Genomic DNA, 22,574 nt, shown 5'->3' on the forward strand with positions numbered 1-22,574 from the left:
GTCGTCCCTTAGGCTTCCGGAGTACCTGGTCGGAGACGCTTTTCACCCACGCGCACCCAAGCAAGGAGAGAACCATGAACACGCATGCAGCCCTTGATGGCGCTGTCACGCCGATCCGGAGCCGTCCGGCGCCCGTGCTGGAACCGGCCGGGGAATTGGCTCCCGTTATTCCGATGCCGCCGCGGCATCGTGGTCTCCGCGCGGGAACAACGTCAGGACAGGCGGCGACCGCGGCAGAGGTCCTGGCAGTTCCGGCCTTGGGCGTGTTCACATCGGCAGATCGTGAGGCCGTTGAGCCAGGAGGCTCTGCGGACGGCGATGGCTCATCCCTGAAATCCCCAGCAGACAAATTCCGACACGATCTTGCCCAGGCGCGTGCGGCGGAAGCAGCCCTGGTTCGGGCCATGACGGCCAAGATCGGCCAGGCCGCCGTCGAGGTCCTGGCTGGCAGCAGGCCACCCCAGCAGCTGGCGCGCTGGCTGGACGCGCGCAGCTTCGAGGCCCTTCAAATCCGCGCAGAACTGACTCGGTCGGTACAGCGGAATCTGGATCACAGCGGCGGACACAGCAATGTCCATCAACTGCACCGCAACCCGTCGGTCAGGTCGGTGCACTGCTGTGCCGTCAGACCCGGGGTCTATGAGGCTTCGCTGGTCATCGCTGAACAGCAGCACGTCCGCGCCCTGGCCATGCGCATGGAGGAACGGAACGGCGTCTGGAAGGTGACCGCACTGGAAATCGGTTAACCAAGGTCCGGGCCCGGTCCCACTAAGGGCGGGACCGCCAGGGTCCCTACTTGGCGCGCCAGTGACACGAAAGGGCCGGTCTCGTCCGCTACCGCCGCTTCTTTTTCTTGGTCTTCGCAGTATTGGTCTTCGTCGCGGCAGCCTTCTTCGCCGACGGCGGCAACCCGCTACCGCTGGAGCGGCGTTCAGTGTGCGTCTCTGCTTCACCGGATACATCCGGAGCCGTGAACTGCAGCTGGGCCGGCTGCTCCGGAGCCTGCAGGCCCGGAGCCTTGAACTTCACGGCGGCGTGCTCCTCCGCCGGCTGCGCCTTCTCACCGTCGGAGGAGGCATCCGACACCCGCCTGAGCAGGGACTCCGGCTGATCGGCCATCACTCCTACCTGGGCTGCTGCCGGTTCTTCAACCTGGACCTCCAGATTGAACAGCAGCCCGACGCTTTCTTCCCTTATCGCACCCATCATGGCCTGGAACATGGTGAAACCCTCACGCTGATACTCCACCAGCGGATCACGCTGGGCCATGGCGCGCAGCCCGATGCCCTCCTTGAGATAGTCCATCTCGTAGAGGTGTTCCTGCCATTTGCGTCCGACCACTGAAAGCACCACCCGGCGCTCCAACTCACGCATCGTCTCGGAGCCCAGCTTTTCCTCGCGGTCCTGGTACGCCAGCTTCGCGTCCGATAGCAGCTCGGTTTTGAGCAGTTCGGGCGTGATCCGGCCTTCACCGCCGGCCTCTTCTTCCAGCTCGTCCGCGGTCACGGAGACGGGGTACAGGGTTTTCAGGCCACCCAGCAGCGCCGGGAAATCCCAGTCGCCGCTGTGGCCTTCCGCCGTCGCAGCGTCGATGGATTCGGTGACGGTGTCCTCCAGGAAGAACTGCACCTTTTCATGCAGATCATCGCCTTCCAGAATTCGACGTCGGTCCCCGTAGATGGCCTCGCGCTGTCGGTTCAGGACGTCGTCGTACTTCAAGACGTTCTTGCGCTGCTCGGCGTTGCGGCCCTCCACCTGGCCCTGGGCGGAGGCGATCGCCTTGGACACCAACCTGGATTCCAGTGCGACATCGTCGGGCATGACAGACCGGGACATCAGACGTTCCGCTGCTCCCGAGTTAAACAGGCGCATCAGGTCGTCAGTGAGCGAAAGGTAAAAGCGGGACTCGCCCGGATCGCCCTGGCGCCCGGAACGGCCGCGCAGCTGGTTATCGATGCGGCGTGACTCGTGACGTTCCGTACCCAGCACGTACAAACCGCCGGCCTCCACGACGTCGTCATGCTCGGACGACACGGCATTCTTGGCATCCTCGAAGGCTTCGGCCCAGGCCGCCTCGTAGTCCTCCGGCGTCTCCTCCGGGTCTAATCCGCGGGCCGCCAAGGCTGCAACAGCATTGAACTCCGCGTTCCCGCCGAGCATGATGTCGGTACCCCGGCCAGCCATGTTGGTGGCCACGGTGACGGATCCCTTGCGCCCGGCCTGGGCCACGATGGCGGCTTCGCGGGCATGGTTCTTCGCGTTCAGGACCTCATGCTTGATGCCGCGCGTGGCCAGCTGCTTGGAGAGGTATTCACTCTTCTCCACGCTGGTCGTACCAACCAAAACCGGCTGCCCGCTGGCGTGGCGCTTGGCGATGTCCTCGACGACTGCCTCGAACTTCACCACTTCGTTCTTGTACACCAAGTCCGGCTGATCGGTGCGGCGCATCGGCATGTTGGTCGGGATGGGCACGACGCCGAGGTTGTACGTGCCCATGAACTCGGCGGCCTCGGTCTCGGCGGTACCGGTCATACCGGAAAGCTTTTCATACAGCCGGAAATAATTCTGCAGCGTCACCGTGGCAAGCGTCTGGTTCTCCGCCTTGATTTCCACGCCTTCTTTGGCCTCGATGGCCTGGTGCATGCCCTCGTTATAGCGCCGACCCGCCAGAATACGGCCGGTGTGTTCGTCCACGATCAGGACCTCGCCGTCCAAAATGACGTAGTCCTTGTCGCGCTTGAACAGTTCCTTGGCCTTGATGGCGTTGTTCAGGAAACCGATCAGCGGCGTATTAGCGGATTCGTACAGGTTGCTGACGCCGAGGTAATCCTCGACCTTCTCGATGCCGGGCTCCAAGACACCCACTGTGCGCTTCTTCTCGTCCACCTCGTAGTCGTCCTCGCCGTTCAGGCGCAGCACCATCTTGGCGAATTCGCCGTACCAACGGTTCGCATCCCCCGAGGCGGGACCGGAAATAATCAGCGGGGTGCGGGCCTCATCGATCAGGATGGAGTCCACCTCGTCAACAATCGCGTAGTGATGGCCGCGCTGGACCAGTTCATCGGAGGCCCAGGCCATATTGTCGCGAAGGTAATCAAAGCCGAACTCGTTGTTGGTTCCGTAGGTGATGTCCGCCTCATACTGCTGGCGGCGCACGGCTGGATCCTGATTGGAGAGAATGCAGCCGCTGGTCAGCCCCAGGAACCGGTACACGCGGCCCATCAAATCGGACTGGTACTCGGCGAGGTAGTCGTTGACCGTGACCACATGGACGCCGTTGCCGCCCAGAGCATTGAGATACGCCGGAGCCGTGGCGACCAGCGTCTTACCTTCACCGGTCTTCATCTCGGCAATGTTGCCCAGATGCAGGGCCGCACCACCCATCAGCTGGACGCGGAAGTGTCGCAGGCCAAGGGTGCGCGACGACGCCTCGCGGACCGCCGCGAAGGCCTCTGGCAGCAGCTCATCCAGCAGCTCGCCGTCGGCATGGCGCGCCTTCAGCTTGTCCGTTTCCTCGCGGAGCTCGGCGTCAGTGAAGGTTTGGAACGGCTCCTCCAGCCTCTCGATGGCGTCCGCGTAGACATGAAGGCGCTTCAGTGTCTTGCGGTCACCGGTACGGAGGACTCGCTCGAGAAGTGATGGCACGGGTGTAGCTCCCAATCTATGGCTGCCTAAAACTGGCCTTTTCAGTCTACGTGAACAGACGAACGGCGCGCCGCCCCGGTTCCCCGGATCCGCTGCCGGCTGCATAAATTGACATCGATGATGCATTTCGCGCCGATGCCGATGACTGACATGGGCGTGAAATGCGACATCGATGAACGGGCGGGCGCGGGTGGGGGGTGCGACGGCGCGCGGGGGCGCTGGAGCGACGGTCAGCCGGCGCGGACGGCGGCCGCCAGTTCCGCGGCCAGCGTGCCGACGGGTTCGACGACGACGTCAGTCAGCGAGAGCCAAGCGGCCATCAGCTGCAGTTCCGCAGCGAGCTCGGAGGCGGTTTCCGGTGGACTCCCGGGTTCGGCAAAGGCGCTGCGGACCAGCAACACTGCGCGGAGTCTGTCGGCCTTGAGGTCCACCCGCGCCACCAATCGCTCACCGAGCAGAAACGGAAGCACGTAGTAGCCGTAGCGCCGCTTCGCCGCCGGGGTGTAAATCTCGATCCGATAGTGGAACCCGAAGAGCTCCTGAAGCCGGCGACGTTCAAAAACCAGCGAATCAAACGGACTCAACAGGGCCCGGCCCGCAGCGCGCCGCGGCAGCGTTGCCTGCACATGCCGGTAGACCGGTCCGTCCCAGCCGCGCACGCTGACCGGCTGCAGGATGCCCTCCTCTGCCAGCTCCGCAACTGCCTGAGCGGCCGGTTTGGCCGGCAGCCGGAAATAGTCAGCGAAACATTTGACGGTGCCGATACCGTGCGCCGCCGCCGCAGCCTCGACGAGACGGCGCAGGGACGCGTCCGGATCGGTGGGTGTGCACGTCTGGGCAAGGAGCGGCGGCGGCAGCACGGAACCGATCGGCGTGTACCGCCGCTCAAACTGGGCCGTGCGCGCCGCGGTGCCGACCGTTCCTTGTTCGAAAAGATCCTCCAGCACTCGTTTGGCCGCGTTCCAGTTCCAACCCCAGTTATCAGTGACCTTTGCCTGCCGGTGGTCAATGGCCCCGGTGATTTCCCGGGCCGTCATTGGAATCCCTTCGTCCAGCACGGAAAGAATCCTGGCTTCCAGCGAACTGCGAAGTTCCGGCTCCAGTGCCCGGGCGCCCACCCATTGCCGCTTTTGCCACAGCCGCAGGTCCCGGAAATGTTCCGGCCGGATGAAGCTGGCTTCATGCGCCCAGTACTCCATCATGGTGCGCGGCCGGGCTCCGGAGATCCGGTCCAGAAGGTCCCGGTCGTAATTGCCCAGCCGGGAAAAGAATGGCAGGTAATGGCTGCGGGAGAGCACGTTGACCGAGTCAATCTGAACCAGCTGCAGCCGGCCAAAGGTCCGGCCCACCGCCCGTGCGTTGACGGGGCCGGCGGGCCGTTCCTTTGCCAGTCCTTGGGCTCCCAATGCGATCCGACGGGCCTGTGAAAGACTCAGATCGGCCGCCACGGAACCCTCCTGGTCTATGCGATAGCCGCCTTATCCGGCGAGCGGTAGGCGATGATTTCGTCGGCCGGAGCAGACTCAATGCCGGCGCGGTCCGAATCCAATGAAATCACACCATACGTCCAACCCTCCCGGCGATACACCACGGACGGCGACCCGGTTGCCGAGTCGATGAAGAGATAGAAGTCGTGTCCCACCAGTTCCATATTGTCCACCGCGTCATCGAGCGAAACAGACGCCGTCGGGAAGACCTTCCGCCGGATCAGCACAGGAGAATCACCGGCCGGAATGTCATTTTCAATATCGAAGCGGGAACGTTCTTCCGCAGCACCGTCCGTCGTGGCAGTGGCTGACTGGGCGTAGATGGGTTCCGATGCGCTCACGGTGGGGAGCGCAGCCGTAGCCGTGTTGACTCCAATCGGAGCATGCCTGCCGTGGTGGACCTTCTTGCGGTCCCTTGCGCGGCGGAGTCTTTCCAGTAGCTTGTTGTAGGCCGTGTCAAAAGCCGCAAATTTATCCCCGGCGGATGCCTCGGCGCGGATCACCGGGCCGCGGCCCTGAACCGTTAGTTCGACTGTGAGCTGGGCATCCGCGGCACGTGCGTTCGTCTGCTTCGAAACCTTTGCATCGATGCGCTGGACCTTGTCTCCGAGCTGTTCAATCTTCGACATTTTTTCGCCGGCGTATTCGCGGAAGCGGTCCGAAACGGTGACGTTACGGCCGCTGATCAAGAACTCCATGGTGCCCTCCAAATGACTTCGGTGACACGACGGCCCGCAATGTCGTCCAGCCATTGCTTGACCGCCGACGGGTGGTCAACCTCTATGAGGTACCCGTTTAACCACGCTAGTCCACGTATCCCCGATATTCGTCTTTTAGCCACGCATTTCTTTCCTTGAAGTGGCTGTGAGCTGTGCGGAGCCATCGCGGGTCGGACCTCCGGCTGCCGCCAGCACCACGGATCCGCCGACTACGGCCCCGGCGGACCGCAGCGCGCGTGCGGCCTCCGCGACGGTGGCACCAGTGGTCAGCACATCGTCAACGATCAGCACCCGGCGGCCCTCCAACGCCCGGGCGCGAGCCGATCCAGGCCTGCCGCGGACATACATGGAATTGCGCACGTTCGCCCGGCGCGCCGAGCGACCCAAGCCCTTCTGGCTCAGCTGCCGCCAAGGCGGCCGGAACCTCAGCTTCAAGGCCCGGCATGTCGTTGTTCCCGGTGGAAAGGCCGAACGCCGGCGCAGGGTGAGCAGCAGCAGCCACACCGGGTCGTAGCCTCGCTTGCGGAATCCCTTGCCGCTGGTCGGCACCGGCACCACGAGCACGGGCCGGTCAGCGGTCAACGGCCAGTCGCCCACCGCCGCAGACAAGGCCCCAGCAAGCGGGCCGGCCAGCCTGGCGGCCAGATCGGTCCGTCCGTGGTTTTTGAAGGCCAGCAGCACCTGGGCAAGCTCGTCACGGTAGCTGCCGGCCGCCACCGACGGCAGCAGCACCGTGCCGTCCACATCCATCAGTGCCGGCGCGCTCTCTTCCGAGCGGAAGGGCCGGTTCGTCGCTGTGCGCATGGTCCGCGCACAGTCCCGGCACAGCGAGCTGTCCTCGGCACCGCAGACGACGCAGTCCGCGGGCAGCAGCAGGGCGGCCAGCTCCTGGCCCGCGGCGGTCAGCCACAGCACCAACCGCAGCCACCACGCTCCCGCCCGGGCACGATGGGATCCTGTCGGCGCGGGAGATCCCGTGGGCCTGCCCCGTCCGGAAGCATCGTGTGCGTCACCGTCGGGCCGTGCCGATCCGTTCAATTCAGTGTCCATTCGTGCCGCCATCCCGGTGCCGCTGTCCCTTATCACTGTCCATCTGCCCATTGTCTACGGGGGTTGCGGTTCCGCGAGGGAGGCAAAACGCGGATGTGGATGTCAAGAGACCGGGGATGGCGTGTGCAGGACAACACGCCGCGGGATGGCAGCTTCAGCCCCAGCGGACGAATGCGCCGGCCGCCAACGCTCCGGCATCAGCTTGGGTCAGCCGGCGAAGGACGCGTCCGTCACGTCCTTCGCCTGGACCACCCAACCGTTCCCCAGCCGCGCGTAGATATCCTTATCCGTTTGGGCGTACAGGTCCAGCCAGCTGTTGCCGGCACTCAGCCAGCGCATACCGTCCATTGGCGCCAGCTGCTGCGGATCGGATTTCAGGTCCAGAATTTCCACCGCCACGGGGCCCGTCGCGGATGGCCGCATGACTGCCATGCTGGTCTCGCTGACCCATGCACCGAAGCTCGGATTCACGGAACTCACCACCGTGATGGGCGGTGTGAGGTCCTTGGGCACGTCGCCGGCGCGCAGGATGCCGGTGATCTGGACGCTGCTGACACCGTTCTGCTCGGAAATGATCAGGGCGCGGCTGCCGTCGCGGGAGACCCGGAAGCTTGTCACCGTCCGCCCTGTCAGCCACTGCACTGACAGCACGACTGCGGCAGCCGGTTGTCCCGCTTTGCTCCCGTCCGGGTGGAACGCGATGACCTGCCCACCGCCGTCACCGGCTGCCGTCCAGACCCAGTCCTGCGGCGAAAACGACGGCGCCGTGAGGTTAGGCCCGGTGGCGCCGGCCTCCTCCAGTTGTCCGGGCACCACACTGAAGAGTTGACTATGATCGGCATTGAGGAAGGCATACTGCGGCTTGGTATAGGACTGTGCCGGGTGGGACGGGCCGTACTTGGCCATCGACGCCAGCCCGACTATCGCCGTCGTCTGCCCGTTGTCGAAGTGCACCAGCTCGCCCTTGGAAATGCCGACCTGGGTGTGCGGCACCTGGTGGTTGACCACCAAAGCAGGCTGCCCCGACTCCTGCGGCCCCAGGTCAATTTCGCGGGTATCCGCGCGGAGCGTGACCGAGGTGACCGTGTTGAGGTTGCGCTGCAGGGTCAGCAGCAGCTGCGCCTGCATCTGCTGGCGGGCCTTCACGGTGGCGTCCAGCAGCGGCTGCGCAGTCAGATCCAGTTGGGCCACTCCATTGTTGATCGGGACCGAGTCCCGCACCAGCCTGATGCCGTCCGGGAAGGCGCTGGCAACGGCGCCCTTGAGATACGGCGCGGGGCCATTGAGCATGGCCCGCACGATCGACGTTGCCCGGGTGGTGGCCTTACCGGCCAGCCAGCGGATGTCCGGCACGGCATAGGCAAACGACGGGTCATAGAAGTACAGCGAATAGGGGCTGTACAGTGTGGCAAAGTTGGCTGACTGCAGCATGATGCCGTCCGGCACGCTGCTGATGCGCCACTCACCGTCCTCCTTGACCAAACCGAACTTCACGGTTTCCACAGCACCCGCCTCCGCGGGTGTGAGAATTCCGTTCGCGTCCACCATGGACTCGGTCGAAAAATCAATTTTGAAGTCCGAATCCGTCCCCGTGCTGACGACCTTGAAGGTCTCCTTGTACACCAGCGTGCGCGCGTCCGCCCGCCACGTGCCGGAAATTTTGTGTGCCAGGTATTGCCGTGCCACCTGAAAGTCGTCCGTGACGCCGGTTCCGGCCGCAATAAAGCCTTCAATGATGCTCGTGGGGCTTGCCCCCTGAACAGGGGCGTTCTGCCGGAAGTCGATGTTGATCGGATTACTCCGTCCGGCCACCGGATCGCTCTTGCCTACGGCACCGCTGCTGGGAATAACGGCGCAGCCGGCCGCGCACAGCAGAACCGCGACGACGGCAGCCAGAAGACGCAGCAGGGACCGGATTCTCATCACAAAACCGCCTTGCCCTGGACCGAAATGGCCCCCGTTACCGTCGACTCGGACTGCGCGGCCGTCACGGCCGGCCCGGTGAGGTGCAGGTTACCCGTAGCGTCGTCGTCGCCCCCGGGCGGAAGGCCCACCGGAGAACGATCCAGCACGACTCCGCTGCGGCGCGGCAGGGTCAGCCGGAAACACGAACCGGCCGCCGGCTTACCCCAGGCCTCCAGCCAGCCACCGTGCAGTCGGGTGTCCTCCGTGGCTATGGACAAGCCCAGTCCGCTGCCCCCGGTGGTGCGCGCGCGGGCCGGATCGGCGCGCCAGAAACGGTCAAAAACGCGTGCCACGTCGCTGGCGGACATGCCGATGCCGTGATCGCGGACGGCAACGGCGATGGTGTCCGCGTCCGAGGCCAGATAGAGTTCCACGGCCAGCCCGTCCCCGTGTTCGAGGGCATTGACCACCAGATTCCGCAGGATCCTGTCAATCCGTCGGGGGTCCATGTCCACCACGCTGCCGTACTCCTCGGTACTGTCGATAACGGTGAGGGTGGAACCGCATTGCTCCGCCAACGGTTGGGCTCCCTCGAGGACGTTGTGGATCACCGCGTAGATGTCGCCGGGCTCCGCGTCCAACACGGCGGCCCCGGCATCGAAGCGGGAAATTTCCAGCAGATCCGACAGCAGCGCCTGGAAGCGCTCAACCTGGTGGTGCAGCAGCTCGGCGGAGCGTTTGTTCACGGGGTCAAAGGCTGCCCGGGCGTCGAAGAGTACCTCCGCGGCCATCCGCACCGTGGTCAGCGGAGTTCGGAGTTCATGCGACACATCAGAGACAAAACGCTGCTGCATGTGCGAAAGCATGGCCAACTGCGTGATCTGTTCCTGCAACGAGTTGGCCATGCGGTTAAATGAGGTGGCCAGGCGCGCCACTTCGTCCTCACCCTTGACCACCATGCGCTCCTGCAGTTCGCCGGCCGCGAGTTTTTCCGAGACCGCCGCGGCCTGACTGATCGGGAGGACAACGTTGCGCGTTACGTACAGGGCAATGCCACCGATCAACAGCAACAGGATGCCCCCACCCAGCCACAACACGGACTGAATATAGTTCAACGTGGACTGGGCGTTGTTGAGGTCGTAGATCAGATACAGCTCGTAGTTGGTCCCGAGCAGATTGACATTACTGCCGATCGCCACGGCCGGATGCTCCTCGCTGCTTCCGGCGCTCAGAGACATTGACTGCCAATACTGACCGGAATTTTCCTGAACCGCCTTGCGCAGCCCGTCCGGAATAATGGCGGGCGTGATCCCGCCGGAGCTCACGGTGGCAACGAACAGTGAATTGCTTTGCCCTGGCACCAGCACCATCAGGTACTTCCGGGTGTCGTCCGCGCCGCCAACTTCCAGCAGTTTCAAGGTGTCCCTGACATAGGTGGATGCGGCTGGCACGTCACTGAGCTGCGCATTGTCAAAGCTTTCCTGGACCTGCGTAATGCCCCGGGAAGATTCCTGTTTGGCCTGCTGCAGCCGCTCCTGAAAGAGACCGTTGGCAATCTGGCTGGACAGGTAGGCACCCACACCGACCAACGCGATAAATGCGATCAGCAGGGTCACCAGTACGGTGCGGAACTGCAATGAGGTGCGCCAGCGGCGGCGGACCGAGAGCCGCCGCCGATCCAGCCATCTCCCGACCGGCCGCAGCACGGGCAGCACCGCGGTCCACGCCAGCCGCAGCCACCCCGGGATGCGGCGAACGACGGCCAGCGTGCGGACGACGGCGCCGGGACCGTCGGGCGCGACGGCGCCGGTTCCGGGGGCGCTGCCCGGGCCGGATATGTCCGGATCGGGCACAGCCTCCCGGCCGCCCGGCACAGCATTCCGGCCGCCCGGCACAGCATTCCGGTCCCCGCGCACAGCGTCGCGGCCGTCGGCAGCAGTGCCACGGAGGATACCGCCGACGGGTGCGCCGGGCACGGCCTCGTCGTGCGCCCTGTGGTTTTGAACGTTAGTCATCCGCGCCTGCCGGATCGCCGCTCTATTGCCCGGCCTTGTAGCCCACGCCGCGGACCGTCAGCACAACTTCGGGGGCCTCGGGATCCTGCTCAATCTTCGAACGGAGCCGCTGGACATGGACATTCACCAGCCGGGTATCGGCCGCATGTCGGTATCCCCAGACTTGTTCCAGCAGCAGCTCGCGGGTAAATACCTGCCACGGTTTGCGGGCCAACGCCACCAGCAGATCAAATTCCAGCGGGGTCAGGGAAATCTTTTGCCCCGCCCGTCGCACCACATGTCCGGCGACATCGATCGTCACATCCGCGATCGCCAGCGTCTCCGGTGCCTTCTGATCGCCCGGACGCAGCCGTGCCCGCACCCGAGCCACCAGTTCCGCCGGTTTGAAAGGCTTCGGCACGTAATCGTCGGCACCGGATTCGAGACCGCGGACGACGTCGGACGTGTCGGCCTTAGCCGTCAGCATCACGATGGGCACATCGGATTCGGCCCGTATCTGACGGCATACCTCGATCCCGTCGACGCCCGGAAGCATCAGATCCAGCAGGACCAGATCTGGTTTGGCCGAACGGAATGCGGCCAGTGCCTGCGCTCCGTCGGCACAAAAGAACGGTTCAAACCCGTCATTGCGCAGCACAATGCCAATCATCTCCGCCAGTGCTTCGTCATCATCAACTACCAGAATGCGTGCCTTCATAGTTATATGTTCGCCTATCCCTTCACCAATGTCTTGTTTGCCCCCGTCCGAGGTCGCCCGCACCTTCCCCCGTGGCGCGAGATCACTAACTACCGCTGGTCACGCCGTGAGATTCCTCGGTGGCGAAACAGTCCCAACGAAAACCGGCCGGTTCCTTACCTTTGGCAGCGGTCCAGGGAGGAGCCGATGCCAAAGCCCAATAATGGCCGACGGCGGCTGGTGCCGATAGGCTGAACCGAGAGTCAGGATCCGGCACCGGTTTACCGCCGGCGCATTGGGAGATTGGCTGCGTTCAGATGGGGAGAAGATCATGACGCAGGAACCGGACGAACCGACCGGGGGTCGCGCCAGCGGGCCCGACCAGCCCGGGCCCAACCAGCAATGGGACCAGCCGTCCCGATGGGGCCAAGCACCCCAATGGGGGCAGGCCCCACAATGGGGTCAATACGGGCCGCCGGGAGGGCCGCCCCAGCCCGGGCCGCAACAGCCGTTCCCCGCTTACCAGCAGTATGTTGCGCCGCCGAAGCCCGGTGTCATTCCGCTGCGGCCACTCGGACTTGGTGAGATCCTCGATGGCGCATTCCAAGCCGCGCGGCGCAACGGCAAGGCGATGTTCGGTTCGGCACTGCTGGTCCAAGCTTTTTCCGCTGTGTTGACCGTCGTCCTGCTGGCGGTATTCTTCAGCGGCCGCACCTTGTATCAGCCGCTGATCGAAGGAACCGCGTCCAGAAGCCAGATAGTCTCTTTCGTTGTCGGCGCCGGGGCCACCGTGCTGATAGCGGTCCTGCTCCAGACGCTCACCCAGATGATCCTGCAGGGCGTCCTGGTGATCCCGGTGTCCCGCGCCGTACTCAACCGCACCACCACCTTCAAACAAATGTGGTCGCTGGCCCGCCGCCGCATCGGTTCGCTGATCGGGTTGTCCCTGCTCTATATGCTAGGCGCGAGCGTCGTGATCGCAATCGTCGTCCTCGTCGCAGTACTGCTCGTCGCCAATCTGGGCGTCGGCGGCGCCCTCATCACCGTAGCCCTGGTGCTGGCCATGATCGCCGGATTCATCTGGATCGGCACCAAGCTGCTCGTGGCTCCGGCCGCCATGATCGTGGAGAATCTCGGCATTTTCCACGCCGTTGCGCGGTCCTGGGGGCTGACCAGCAACAACTGGTGGCGCACCTTCGGCACCTCGATCGTCGCGAGCCTGATCGTCGGCGCCATCACCGGAGGCATTTCCACGGCCGTGGGCTTCGTCGTCAGCATCGTCACTATGCTCATCAACGCCAATCCCACCGAAGAGCAGCTGATTCTGCAGGCCGTCGTCGGGCAGGTGATATCCCTGCTTGTCTCCAGCATGATCGGCGCTGTCGCATTGGCGTTCCAAGCCGGCGTGCTGGCCCTGATCTATGTGAACCTGCGGATGCGCACGGAAGGCTTCGACATTGTGCTGATGAAGGAGCACGAAGGCGGCCCAGGAAGCGATCCGGATGGCATCCCCGGCGCTGTACCGGCAGCCAGGACATGGCCCGCAGCTCCAAAATGATAGTCTCCGGCGGCCCGTATCCGGCCTTAGTGCGCGCCGACGTACCGGTCATCCCGGGCGGCGATGAGGCGCGCAGATGGGCCCAAGAGGAATTGTCCAAGAAGGTCTACCAAGACGCCAGGCCCGGTCTGGCGGAGCTGATCCTGCAGCGGATCGTCAAATTTTTCCGGGATCTGCTGGATGGGCTCTCCGCCATCAACGGTAACCTGGGCCTGGTGCTGCTGGGCCTGCTGGTGCTGGTACTGGCCGCGATCGCTGTGTGGCTGGTTCGGCCGCGACTGAACCGGAAACAAGTTGCCGCCGCCGACATCTTCGAAAACGATGTGCCCCGCACCGCGGCTGAACACCGGAAGCTGGCAGCGCAGGCCGCAGGGGGCGGCGATTATGCGGGCGCCGTCGCCGAACAGTTCAGGGCGCTGGTCCGCGCGTCCGAGGAGCGCGCCGTCCTTGATCCGCAGCCTGGCCGGACTGCGGATGAAGTCACGGCCCGGCTCGTCGGCGCCTTCGCCGGGCACCGCGATGAATTGCTCGCTTCGGCGGGATTGTTTAACGGCGTCCGCTACGGGAAGGCGGTCCCCGCGGCGGCGGACTATGACCGACTGCTCGCACTGGAGCAGACTTTAGTGAAGCAAACTCCGGAATACGACGACGGCCCCGCTTCGGCGGTGGCTCGGCGATGAGCACTCCCTTTCAGCCGCCCGGCGCCGTCCCGGCGGCCGCGCACGAGGCGCCGCCGGTGACCGGGTGCGAAGGCCAGGGAAACGCCCTGTCTGGAGTTCGGAATGAGGCAGCCGACATCCATGAATCCGCTTCAACCGGTGGCCCCTCCGGCGGTGACCTCTACCGCGGTGGCCTCTCCACCGGCTCGGGACGCTTCCGTGCAACCCTGGGAAAGCACCGCTTCTGGCTGGTTGTCGGCGCGCTGTTCGTGCTGGTGACCCTGACTCTTTTCGTACTTGGCAGCCGGGAGCAGCGCAGCGCCGGCGAACTCGCTGCGGACAATCCGGCCCCCGAGGGCGCCATGGCCGCGGTACAGATCCTGCGGCAGCGCGGCGTCAGCGTCACCGCAACGGACACCCTCGCGGCGACGCTTAGCACCGTGCAGAAGGGCGGGGTCGCCGCTACGACGGTCCTGCTCTTCGATCCGTCAGGCCTGCTCGACCACGATCAGCTCCAGCGGCTGGCCGGAACCGGCAGCACTTTGGTGCTGGTGGAACCCGGGCCGCTAACGTTGGCCGGGGTCGGCGGTTCAATCACCGTAGCCGGCGCGGCATCCTTCCAGGCCGCCACTGCCGCAGCCGCCTGCGGCATGGCGGACGCCGAGGCTGCCGGGGCCATCAGCGCCGACGGCGGCACGGTTTACCGCGGCCCGGTGACCTGTTTTCCGGACGGGGGCACGCCCGACGGCGGTGGAGCCATGCCCGACGGCGGCACGGGCCGCACGCCCGCCAGCGCCGGCGGCGGCGGCACGCCCGACGGCGCTGGCTCCCCTGTCGGTGGTCCCGCTGACAGCGGAGATCGCGCCGGACTCTACGCAGCTAGCGCGGATGGGCGCACCATCGTCCTCGGCAACCGTGCGGTCCTCAGCAATGACAAGCTGGGCACCAGCGGCAATGCCGCCCTCGCCCTGCGCACCCTTGGCAAGGCCAGGAATCTGCTCTGGTATACACCGTCGCTGCAGGATTTAGCCCAGGCCGAAACCCCGAAAGACCTCGCCCAGCTCACCCCCGAGTGGCGGGTCCCGGCCGGGATCTGGCTGCTGATCGTGGCCGTTCTCGGCATGCTCTGGAAGGGCCGCCGCGACGGGCCCTTGGTGCCGGAACCGCTGCCGGTTGTGGTGCAGGCTTCTGAAACGGCCGCCGGGCGCGCCCGTCTTTACCAAGATGCCGGTGCTGTCGGCACTGCGGCCGCCAGCCTGCGGGCGGGTTCGCTGCTACGGATGGCACACCATCTTCGGTTGGGTCCCGGGGCGTCCAGAGACGATGTTGTCGCCTCGATCAGCGCCCAAACCGGGCGGTCCGCCGAAGAGTTGACGCAGCTGATTCAGGCCAAGCCGGGCACCGATGCGGCGCTGCTGCGCTGGGCACGGGACCTCGACGTACTAGAGAAAGAAGTCACCTCCAGATGAGCGAACAGTATCCCGACGGACAGCCCATTGTGGGTTTGCCATCTGCACCGGTGCCGGAGCAATTTGCCCCCAATTTGGCCTCCCTGGCAGCCCAGTACGCAGCCACGCAGCCGTTCACGCCGCAGCCACAGCCTTTGCCGCCGGCCGGTCCGGCGGAAACCGCGGAACCCGGCCGCCCCGCGGGCAGCCCGCCGGCGGGCAGCCCGCTGGCGGGCGCGGCCCCGCGGCACCAGCCCCGGAGCCTCGATCCGGTGCGGCAGGCGTTGTTGAACGTGCGCACGGAAGTCGCCAAGGCCGTCGTCGGGCAGGATGCAACGGTCACGGGCATGCTGATCGCACTGCTGGCCCGGGGCCACGTGCTGCTGGAGGGCGTCCCGGGCGTGGCCAAAACGCTGCTGGTCCGCACCCTCTCCACTGCGCTGAGCCTGGATGCCAAACGCATCCAGTTCACGCCAGACCTGATGCCCGGCGATGTGACCGGCTCGCTGATCTATGATGCCCACAGTTCTAATTTCAGCTTCCGTGAAGGCCCGGTCTTCACCAATATTCTGCTCGCCGATGAGATTAACCGGACCCCTCCGAAAACCCAGGCCGCATTGCTGGAGGCAATGGAAGAACACCAGGTCTCGGTGGACGGCGTATCACGAAAACTGCCGGCACCGTTCATGGTGGCAGCCACCCAGAACCCGGTCGAATATGAGGGCACGTATCCGCTGCCAGAGGCGCAGTTGGACAGGTTTCTGCTGAAGCTGACGATGCCGCTCCCGGGCCGCGACGACGAAATTGAGGTAGTCCGCCGGCACAGTCTCGGGTTCGATCCGCAGGATCTCGCGGCGGCCGGAGTCCGTTCCGTGGCCGGGGCCGCGGAGCTTGAACGGGCCAGAAATGCGGTGAACAAGGTCGGCATCTCCCCCGAAGTGCTCGCCTACATCGTGGATCTGGTCCGGGCCACCCGGGCTGCGCCGTCGTTTCAGCTCGGTGTCTCGCCCCGTGGCGCGACCGCCCTGCTGAACACCTCCCGCGCTTGGGCCTGGCTATCAGACCGGAGTTTTGTCACGCCCGACGACGTCAAGGCCCTCACGCTGCCGGCACTCCGTCACCGCGTGGGCCTGCGGCCCGAAGCGCAGATGGACGGGGTCAGCGTGGACGACGTGCTGGCGCATATTTTGGCCACCGTCCCCGTGCCGCGCTGACCGGGGATTGCGATGGCGATTACCGGAAGGTTTGTGCTGCTGGCGCTGGCGGGCCTGATCCCCTTGCTGCTATTCCCGGCAGCAGCAACCATCTTCCTATGGCTGCTGCTGCTGGCGGTGGTGCTGGCGATGGATCTCGTCCTGGCGGCGTCGGCGCGCACAGTGGTGCTGCGCCGCACCCTGCCGGACAGCGTCCGGCTCGGTGAGAGCACCAGCTCGGTCCTGACGATCGCCAACGGTTCCCGCCGGAGGATGCGCGCGCTGGTGCGCGAGGCGTGGCAACCCTCGGCCAACGCGCTGAACCCGCGCCAGCGGGTGCTCATTCCGTCGGGCGAACGGTCCCGGATCACCGTGCGGCTGCGGCCCACCCGGCGCGGTGACCTGCACACCCCGCACACCACCATTCGTTCCTACGGCCCGCTCGGGATGGCCGCCCGACAGCTGACGATCGCTGCACCGGGCCGCCTGCGGGTCCTTCCGCCATTCAACTCCAAGCGGCATCTGCCCTCGAGGCTGCGGAAACTGCGCGAACTCGATGGCAGGGCGGCCGTCCAGATCCGCGGTGCCGGCACCGAATTCGATTCCCTGCGCGACTACGTCCGCGGTGATGACGTGCGCTCCATTGACTGGCGGGCCGCCGCCCGGCGGCAGGGCGTCGTCGTCCGAACCTGGCGGCCCGAGCGGGACAGGCGCGTCGTCATCCTGCTAGACACCTCCCGGACCTCCGCTGCCCGGATCGAGGATGAGCCGCGGCTCGATACCGGGATCGAGGCCGCCCTGCTGCTGGCGGTACTGGCCGAGCGAGGCGGTGACCGGGTGGATTTTTTGGCCTTCGACCGCCGGATCCGGGCGCAGGCCGGGTCAACGACGAAGGGCAACCTGCTCGGCGCCCTGGTCCAGGCGATGGCCCCGCTGCGCTCCGAGCTGATAGAAATGGACTGGCAGCAGATTCCCGGCCGGATCCGCGCCGTCTCCGCCCACCGCTCCCTGGTGGTCCTGCTGACCGCGCTCGACTCGGGGGCGGCGGAGGAAGGCCTGCTGCCGATGCTGGCCCAGCTGGCACCCGACCATGTCGTCGTGGTGGCCGCGGTACGGGACCCGCTGCTGGGCCGGCTGCGTGCTGAACGGACGACGGCGTCGGATGTCTACCGTGCGGCAGCCGCCGAGCGCGCGCTGCTGGACCGGGAAGCACTCAGTGCGCTGATCCGAACGCTCGGCGTCGAGGTGGTGGACGAGGACCCGCACGAGCTTCCGCCGAGGCTGGCGGACATGTACATCCGGCTCAAGGCTGCCGGCCGGCTCTGACCGGGCCGCCTGCGTACATCCGGGCCGGACATCCATCCCGGTACCGAGCCCGTCCGGTCAACCGGCTTCCCCAGCCAGCAGCCTCCCAGCCAGCAGTTTCCGAGCCAGCAGCCTCCCCAGCCAGCAGTTTCCCGGCCAGCCCGTCGCCCCTCCAACCCGCTCTCCCGACCAGCCCGTCGCCCCAGCCAGCCCGCCTCCCGGCCAGCCCGCCTCGGTGGCCCGCCATGGGGCAGTAGGGTTAACGCATGAGCGGTATTTATGAACAGGCCCTGGGCGAGGATTTCCGCCGGCTCCAGCCCGAGGTCCAGGATTACTTCTCGCTGGAACCCGGCTCGGGGAGCTACGGCGTAGGAAACGGCACCTTCGACGTCGCCGGCTGCCCGCAGCCGTGGCTCCGTCCGCTGCTGAAACTGAGCACCGGCGAGGAGGCATTCTTTCCCGAATATGGCACCGCGGTTCCCTTCCGGATCGAAAACCATGCGCATCTGGACCCGTTCGGGCGCGCCAGCCTGACTGCCCGCCGCGAGATTAGCTTCCCGCATGTGACGCGGCTGTTCCAGGACACCACAAGCCTGCAGACTACCGGCAGCCGGAACACGCTGGTGGATTATGTCGGCAAGTACCGGCGGCTCGTGACGGACCTGAACGTGAGCGTCACCCCGGACGGCCTGCTGCGCGGTGTCTCACAACGGTCCCGGCTGCTGGCGGGCAAGGTCCGGCTGCCGCTTCCGGCCCTGCTGGATGCCAGGGCGTATGCGCAGCAATGGTGGGACCGTGGAACGGAACGCCACCGGATCCAGGTGAAGGTGATCCAGCCCCAGCTCGGTGTGGTGCTGGTCTATGCCGGCAGTTTCGACTACACGCTGGTGCCGTACCCGGCCCACGAAGCCGCCGCCCACGGCGTGCTGGGGTCGCTGCCCTCCTACGCCCAGCCGGCCCAGTGGGAAGCCAGGGTCTGACGGGTAGCGCCTATTCGGTGCGCACGTCGTTGAGCGCGCGGGCGGCATCCGTCAGCCGCGTCAGGACCGCACGCGCGGACGACGGCGTATGGCCGGCCAAGCCGGCCGCGGGCGTCAGGCGCAGTGCCGAGAGCTGACGTGCCGGCAGCCCCACCCCTCGCCACGGCCGCATGACCCTCTCCACCAGCCGGGACACCTGCGGCAGTTCCGCGGCGTGGTCCGCGGACGCGATGACGCCGGCCCACACCTGCTTCCCGTTTTCCACGGCACCGGCGAGCTGTTCCCAGTCTCCCGCCGCCAGCGCGCTCAAGGCCAGCGCGACACCGTCGGCCCCCGCGGTGAACGCCGCACCAATCGGGGCGTCGGCTCCCGGCAGCGCAAGCACCACCTGACCCGCTCCGGCGGCCTTCGCCGCGGCGAACACCAGCTCCCAGCCCTGGGAAACCTCCGGCGCGGCGATGGAGCGTAAGGTTCGGTAACCGCTGGCCGTGGGAATGGTGCCGGCCAGGACCCGGGCGATCTCCGGTTCATCGAGCTGCAGGGTCAGCTGCGCCCCGGGAACGGCTGAGCGCACGCGGGCCAGATGCTCCGCGATGCCGGCCGCCAGGGACTCAGTGATTTCCCGCCGCGCCCCGACATCCAGGAGGGCGCGTTCGCCGTAATGCGTATACAGCGAGGCGGCCATGGTCCACGGTCCGCACAGCTGGATCTTCAGCTCGTGCCCGGGCTGCTCCTCCGCGCCCACGACGTCGGCCAGGACGTTAATATCAGTGGACAGCGCCGAGACCGCCCGGCGCTGATCGGCGCCGGACCGGTCCACCAGCCGCCAGCCGAAGGGCTGCACGTCCACCGGCAGCTCGATGAGCACCGCAGCGGTCCGTCCCACCGCGTCGGAGCCTATCCCCCGGTCCGGCAGCTGCACCAGATACGGCAGATGCGGATCGCCGAGTTCACCGCGGGTGATCAGGGCAGCCTCCACCGGGTCTGTTCCCGGCCAGCTGCCGAGGGCGGTGGCGGTGACGGATCGGGTCGTCGGCTCTGCCGGCTCGGAACCGGTGTCCAAAGGGGCACTCACCGCGCGGCTGAGCCGCCGTCGTCGGCCGCTGTTCCCGCCGCGGAGTGCGTGCCGTTGGCGTTCACAACGGGCGTCGCCCCGGTCCGCAGGGCCTCGGAATGGCTCTCCGAAATGGCCTGATGGTGGCGGATCACCTCGCTGATGATGAAGTTCAGGAACTTCTCCGCGAAGGCGGGATCCAGATGCGCCGACTCGGCCAACGCCCGCAGCCGCGCGATCTGCGCGGCCTCCCGTCCCGGATCCCCCGGCGGGAGCCGGTGCTGCGCCTTCAGGAAACCGACCCGCTGGGTGGCCTTGAACCGCTCCGCGAGCAGATACACCAACGTCGCGTCTATATTGTCGATGCTGGAGCGCATCGAGAGCAGCTCGGCCATAACCTCGGGGGCAACATGGCCGGCAAGCGAGCTGGCGGTCGGGTCAAAATCCGGTACGGCCTCGTGCCGATGGGTCGGTTCGGTCATTGTTTTAGTCTAAGTGGTGGGCCGTCGTCACAAGCAATGTGGCCGCCCGCAGGGATTCGTCCCGGGGTCCCGCAGCTGTTGACAGCGCCGCCGCCTGTGCTGTAGTTGACATGTAGGAAGCCGCCGCTGCTGAGACAATCCGAGTACCCGGCTGCGCGGCACCGGCGAAGGAGCCATCATGAAGATTGCAGTCCTCGGCACAGGACCGGTCGGCCGGACGCTGGGGAGCAAATTTACCGCCCTCGGACACACTGTGGCCATGGGCTCGCGCGACGCCGCCAATCCGACAGCGGCCGAGTGGGTCGTGTCGGCCGGTGCGAAGGCCCGAGCGGCGAGTTTCTCCGGCGCCGCGGAAGGGTCGGACGTCATCGTCAATGCCACGGCCGGCGCATCGTCGCTGCTGGCACTTAACGCCTGCGGCGCCCGGAATCTGGCGGGTAAGGTGCTGATCGATGTCGCCAACGCGCTGGATTTTTCCGCCGGATTCCCGCCGTCGCTGTCGGTTCTCAATACCGACAGCCTGGCTGAATCCATCCAGCGCGTCTTTCCGGACGCCATGGTTGTGAAGACGCTGAACACCATGGCAGCGCCCGTCATGGTGGACCCTCAACTGGTGGCCGGCGGGGACCATGACGTTTTTCTTGCCGGGAACGACGACGACGCGAAGGCCGTCGTCGTCGGCCTGCTGCAGGAGATCGGTTGGCAGCCCGGGCACATCCGTGATCTCGGCGGCCTGGACGGCGCCCGGGGGATGGAAATGTACCTGCCGCTCTGGCTGAGGCTGATGGGGAACCTGGGCCACGCCAGTTTCAATTTCAGGGTCGTCTCCTGACCGGAAGGATCCGGTGCCCGATCCAGTCGGTGCGGCAGTGCTTTTCGGACTGATGTTCCGGTGCGTGCACCGGCTGTGCAGCAGCGCGCGGTGTGCCTCCGGGAAACCGACGCGCCGGGTGGCCTTGAACAGACGGAGGCCATTGGAAGTCTGATTGCAGTGCAGGCACGGCAATCAGACGTGATTGCCACTGTCCGTCAGGTGATCAGCGGTATCTAATGGACGCCCCCGTTCCGTGCGTCCAGGAAATGCGGCCACCTTGATAGTCTTGGGCCACGTTTCCTCGGCCGATCGAGTATTCGTTCGTGGTCGGGTAACCCAGGCGGCCGTTTTCGAACCCCGTGGACGCCCATGTCTTACGGATGCCGCCGATCGAAATGCGGGCACCGGTAGCCGGTGACCAAATGATTGCCCCGCCCTGGTAATTCTGGTACACACCGCCGTCGCGCAGACCGACAACTTCGTTTGTGACCGGATACCCTAAACGGCCGTTCTCAAAACCGCTCGCAGCCCATGCAGCACGAATGCCACCGACCGAAATGCGGGCTCCCGTAGCCGGCGACCAGATGATGGCGCCGCCCTCATAGTTCTGGTATACACCGCCGGCGCGCAAACCACCGACTTCGTCAGTGGTCGGATAACCCAGCCCCCCGTTCTCAAAACCCGTGGCGGCCCATTGTCCACGGATTCCGCCCATCGAAATCCGGGCTCCGGTAGCCGGTGACCACATGATGACGCCATTCCGGTAGTTCTGGTAGCAGCCCCCGCGGACGAGTCCACAAATGACGCCCGCGGTTGCAGAGCCGAGGCCCGGGTTAGCGGCCGCCTTTGCTTGAATCGGGGCCGCCCCCGTGGCGGGACTGCCGCTGGCAGCGGGCGGCGGATTGGAACCGGGATATCCGGCGAGATTGGACACGACGAGGCGCCAGCCCTTATAGGGGCCTGCGGTGGGGACGGTGATGCCGAGCCCGGCATCGGTCACTCTGGAATCCAGCATCGCAGCCTTGTGCGAGGGCGAATCCATCCACCAGTTGACCACGGCCGCGGGGGTGAAATTGAAGGCGATGATTTCGCTGTACCACGTGGCCCCGCGCGGTATCTGCTTGCCCGTGCCAGCTGGCCTGTGGATGGTGGCAAAGTCAAAATTGGGGTCGCGGGTGACCACGCCGAGATGGTCTGACCAATCCTGCGAAACATCCGCGATGCTCTGGTTCCACTTCAGCGGTGCAACACCTGCCGCCGCGCGCTTGGCGTTCATCAAATCGAACACCTGTCTGGCAAAGCTGTCGCTGTACAGGGAGGCGGGTACAACGACTGCTGGCCGCATTTCCTTGGCGACCGGTGCGGGCCCAGCAACGGCGGACGGTGCTGAGAGGACCAGCATAGCCAGCGCCGCCAGGGTGGCGGCGGACACGGCTGAGCGTCGCACGGTGTGCTTATTCATGAGACCTGTATTCCTTGTGTCGGACGGTCCGCAGAATCGGGCAGGCACAATCGGATTCCCAGCCAGCCGCCGGCGCCCTACTGCGGACCGGGAAATAACTCTCAAAGTATGCCAGAGTCCCA

General features: G+C 65.9%; 18 protein-coding genes. 8 read left to right on the forward strand and 10 right to left on the reverse strand.

Annotated elements, in window-relative coordinates:
* The first annotated feature begins 74 nt into the window (after nucleotides 1-74).
* Nucleotides 75-746: an Rv3235 family protein gene (locus ACLLJI_RS14520; protein WP_283560289.1), complete on the forward strand. Its 672-nt coding sequence runs from the start codon at nucleotides 75-77 to the stop codon at nucleotides 744-746.
* 88 nt (nucleotides 747-834) lie between these two features.
* Here ACLLJI_RS14520 and secA read toward each other — a convergent pair whose 3' ends face one another.
* From secA to mtrA, 7 genes are all read right to left on the reverse strand, one after another.
* Nucleotides 835-3,645, reverse strand: a complete 2,811-nt coding sequence (secA, locus tag ACLLJI_RS14525) for a preprotein translocase subunit SecA (RefSeq protein ID WP_434613550.1) — start codon at nucleotides 3,643-3,645, stop codon at nucleotides 835-837.
* Nucleotides 3,646-3,875: 230 nt separating this feature from the next.
* Nucleotides 3,876-5,093, reverse strand: a complete 1,218-nt coding sequence (locus ACLLJI_RS14530) for a winged helix-turn-helix domain-containing protein (protein WP_434613553.1) — start codon at nucleotides 5,091-5,093, stop codon at nucleotides 3,876-3,878.
* 14 nt (nucleotides 5,094-5,107) lie between these two features.
* Nucleotides 5,108-5,830 carry a ribosome hibernation-promoting factor, HPF/YfiA family gene (gene hpf / locus ACLLJI_RS14535; protein WP_283560292.1) on the reverse strand — a complete coding sequence of 241 codons (723 nt, stop codon included), beginning with the start codon at nucleotides 5,828-5,830 and terminating at the stop codon, nucleotides 5,108-5,110.
* A 135-nt stretch (nucleotides 5,831-5,965) separates the two neighbouring features.
* Complete coding sequence (locus ACLLJI_RS14540) at nucleotides 5,966-6,901, reverse strand: ComF family protein (protein ID WP_434613557.1); 936 nt, start codon at nucleotides 6,899-6,901, stop codon at nucleotides 5,966-5,968.
* 207 nt (nucleotides 6,902-7,108) lie between these two features.
* A complete protein-coding gene (locus tag ACLLJI_RS14545) occupies nucleotides 7,109-8,824 on the reverse strand; it encodes an LpqB family beta-propeller domain-containing protein (RefSeq protein ID WP_434613560.1) in 1,716 nt (571 codons plus the stop codon).
* Nucleotides 8,824-10,821 carry an MtrAB system histidine kinase MtrB gene (gene mtrB / locus ACLLJI_RS14550; RefSeq protein ID WP_434613562.1) on the reverse strand — a complete coding sequence of 666 codons (1,998 nt, stop codon included), beginning with the start codon at nucleotides 10,819-10,821 and terminating at the stop codon, nucleotides 8,824-8,826. The genes ACLLJI_RS14545 and mtrB overlap by 1 nt, the downstream gene beginning before the upstream one ends.
* 22 nt (nucleotides 10,822-10,843) lie before the next feature.
* The gene (mtrA, locus tag ACLLJI_RS14555; protein ID WP_283560296.1) at nucleotides 10,844-11,518 is read right to left on the reverse strand and encodes an MtrAB system response regulator MtrA; all 675 of its coding nucleotides are present in this window, start codon (nucleotides 11,516-11,518) and stop codon (nucleotides 10,844-10,846) included.
* A gap of 310 nt (nucleotides 11,519-11,828) precedes the next feature.
* On the opposite strand from mtrA, the gene ACLLJI_RS14560 reads away from it, so the two are divergent.
* From ACLLJI_RS14560 to ACLLJI_RS14585, 6 genes are all read left to right on the forward strand, one after another.
* Nucleotides 11,829-13,055 (forward strand): hypothetical protein, encoded by a 1,227-nt coding sequence (locus tag ACLLJI_RS14560; RefSeq protein ID WP_434613566.1) that lies wholly within the window; start codon nucleotides 11,829-11,831, stop codon nucleotides 13,053-13,055.
* On the forward strand, nucleotides 13,034-13,735 hold the full coding sequence (locus ACLLJI_RS14565) for a DUF4129 domain-containing protein (protein ID WP_434613569.1): 702 nt from the start codon (nucleotides 13,034-13,036) through the stop codon (nucleotides 13,733-13,735). The genes ACLLJI_RS14560 and ACLLJI_RS14565 overlap by 22 nt, the downstream gene beginning before the upstream one ends.
* Nucleotides 13,732-15,183, forward strand: coding sequence for a DUF4350 domain-containing protein (locus tag ACLLJI_RS14570; RefSeq protein ID WP_434613572.1), 1,452 nt, complete (start codon nucleotides 13,732-13,734; stop codon nucleotides 15,181-15,183). The genes ACLLJI_RS14565 and ACLLJI_RS14570 overlap by 4 nt, the downstream gene beginning before the upstream one ends.
* Nucleotides 15,180-16,376 carry an AAA family ATPase gene (locus ACLLJI_RS14575; protein WP_434613575.1) on the forward strand — a complete coding sequence of 399 codons (1,197 nt, stop codon included), beginning with the start codon at nucleotides 15,180-15,182 and terminating at the stop codon, nucleotides 16,374-16,376. The genes ACLLJI_RS14570 and ACLLJI_RS14575 overlap by 4 nt, the downstream gene beginning before the upstream one ends.
* 12 nt (nucleotides 16,377-16,388) lie before the next feature.
* Nucleotides 16,389-17,681 (forward strand): DUF58 domain-containing protein, encoded by a 1,293-nt coding sequence (locus tag ACLLJI_RS14580; RefSeq protein ID WP_434613578.1) that lies wholly within the window; start codon nucleotides 16,389-16,391, stop codon nucleotides 17,679-17,681.
* A gap of 245 nt (nucleotides 17,682-17,926) precedes the next feature.
* Nucleotides 17,927-18,640: a DUF4166 domain-containing protein gene (locus ACLLJI_RS14585; protein WP_283560302.1), complete on the forward strand. Its 714-nt coding sequence runs from the start codon at nucleotides 17,927-17,929 to the stop codon at nucleotides 18,638-18,640.
* 10 nt (nucleotides 18,641-18,650) lie between these two features.
* Here ACLLJI_RS14585 and ACLLJI_RS14590 read toward each other — a convergent pair whose 3' ends face one another.
* Together ACLLJI_RS14590 and ACLLJI_RS14595 are read right to left on the reverse strand one after the other, a co-directional pair.
* Nucleotides 18,651-19,715: a hypothetical protein gene (locus ACLLJI_RS14590; RefSeq protein WP_434613582.1), complete on the reverse strand. Its 1,065-nt coding sequence runs from the start codon at nucleotides 19,713-19,715 to the stop codon at nucleotides 18,651-18,653.
* Nucleotides 19,712-20,176 carry a chorismate mutase gene (locus tag ACLLJI_RS14595; protein ID WP_434613585.1) on the reverse strand — a complete coding sequence of 155 codons (465 nt, stop codon included), beginning with the start codon at nucleotides 20,174-20,176 and terminating at the stop codon, nucleotides 19,712-19,714. Before ACLLJI_RS14595 ends, ACLLJI_RS14590 begins: the two co-directional genes overlap by 4 nt.
* 178 nt (nucleotides 20,177-20,354) lie before the next feature.
* On the opposite strand from ACLLJI_RS14595, the gene ACLLJI_RS14600 reads away from it, so the two are divergent.
* Nucleotides 20,355-21,008 (forward strand): NADPH-dependent F420 reductase, encoded by a 654-nt coding sequence (locus ACLLJI_RS14600; RefSeq protein WP_283560305.1) that lies wholly within the window; start codon nucleotides 20,355-20,357, stop codon nucleotides 21,006-21,008.
* Between the two features lie 205 nt (nucleotides 21,009-21,213).
* On the opposite strand, the gene ACLLJI_RS14605 is transcribed toward ACLLJI_RS14600, so the two are convergent.
* A complete protein-coding gene (locus ACLLJI_RS14605) occupies nucleotides 21,214-22,452 on the reverse strand; it encodes a CAP domain-containing protein (protein WP_434613587.1) in 1,239 nt (412 codons plus the stop codon).
* Nucleotides 22,453-22,574: the final 122 nt, after the last annotated feature.

The organism is Arthrobacter sp. A5, assembly GCF_051131705.1.
GTDB lineage: Bacteria > Actinomycetota > Actinomycetes > Actinomycetales > Micrococcaceae > Arthrobacter_M.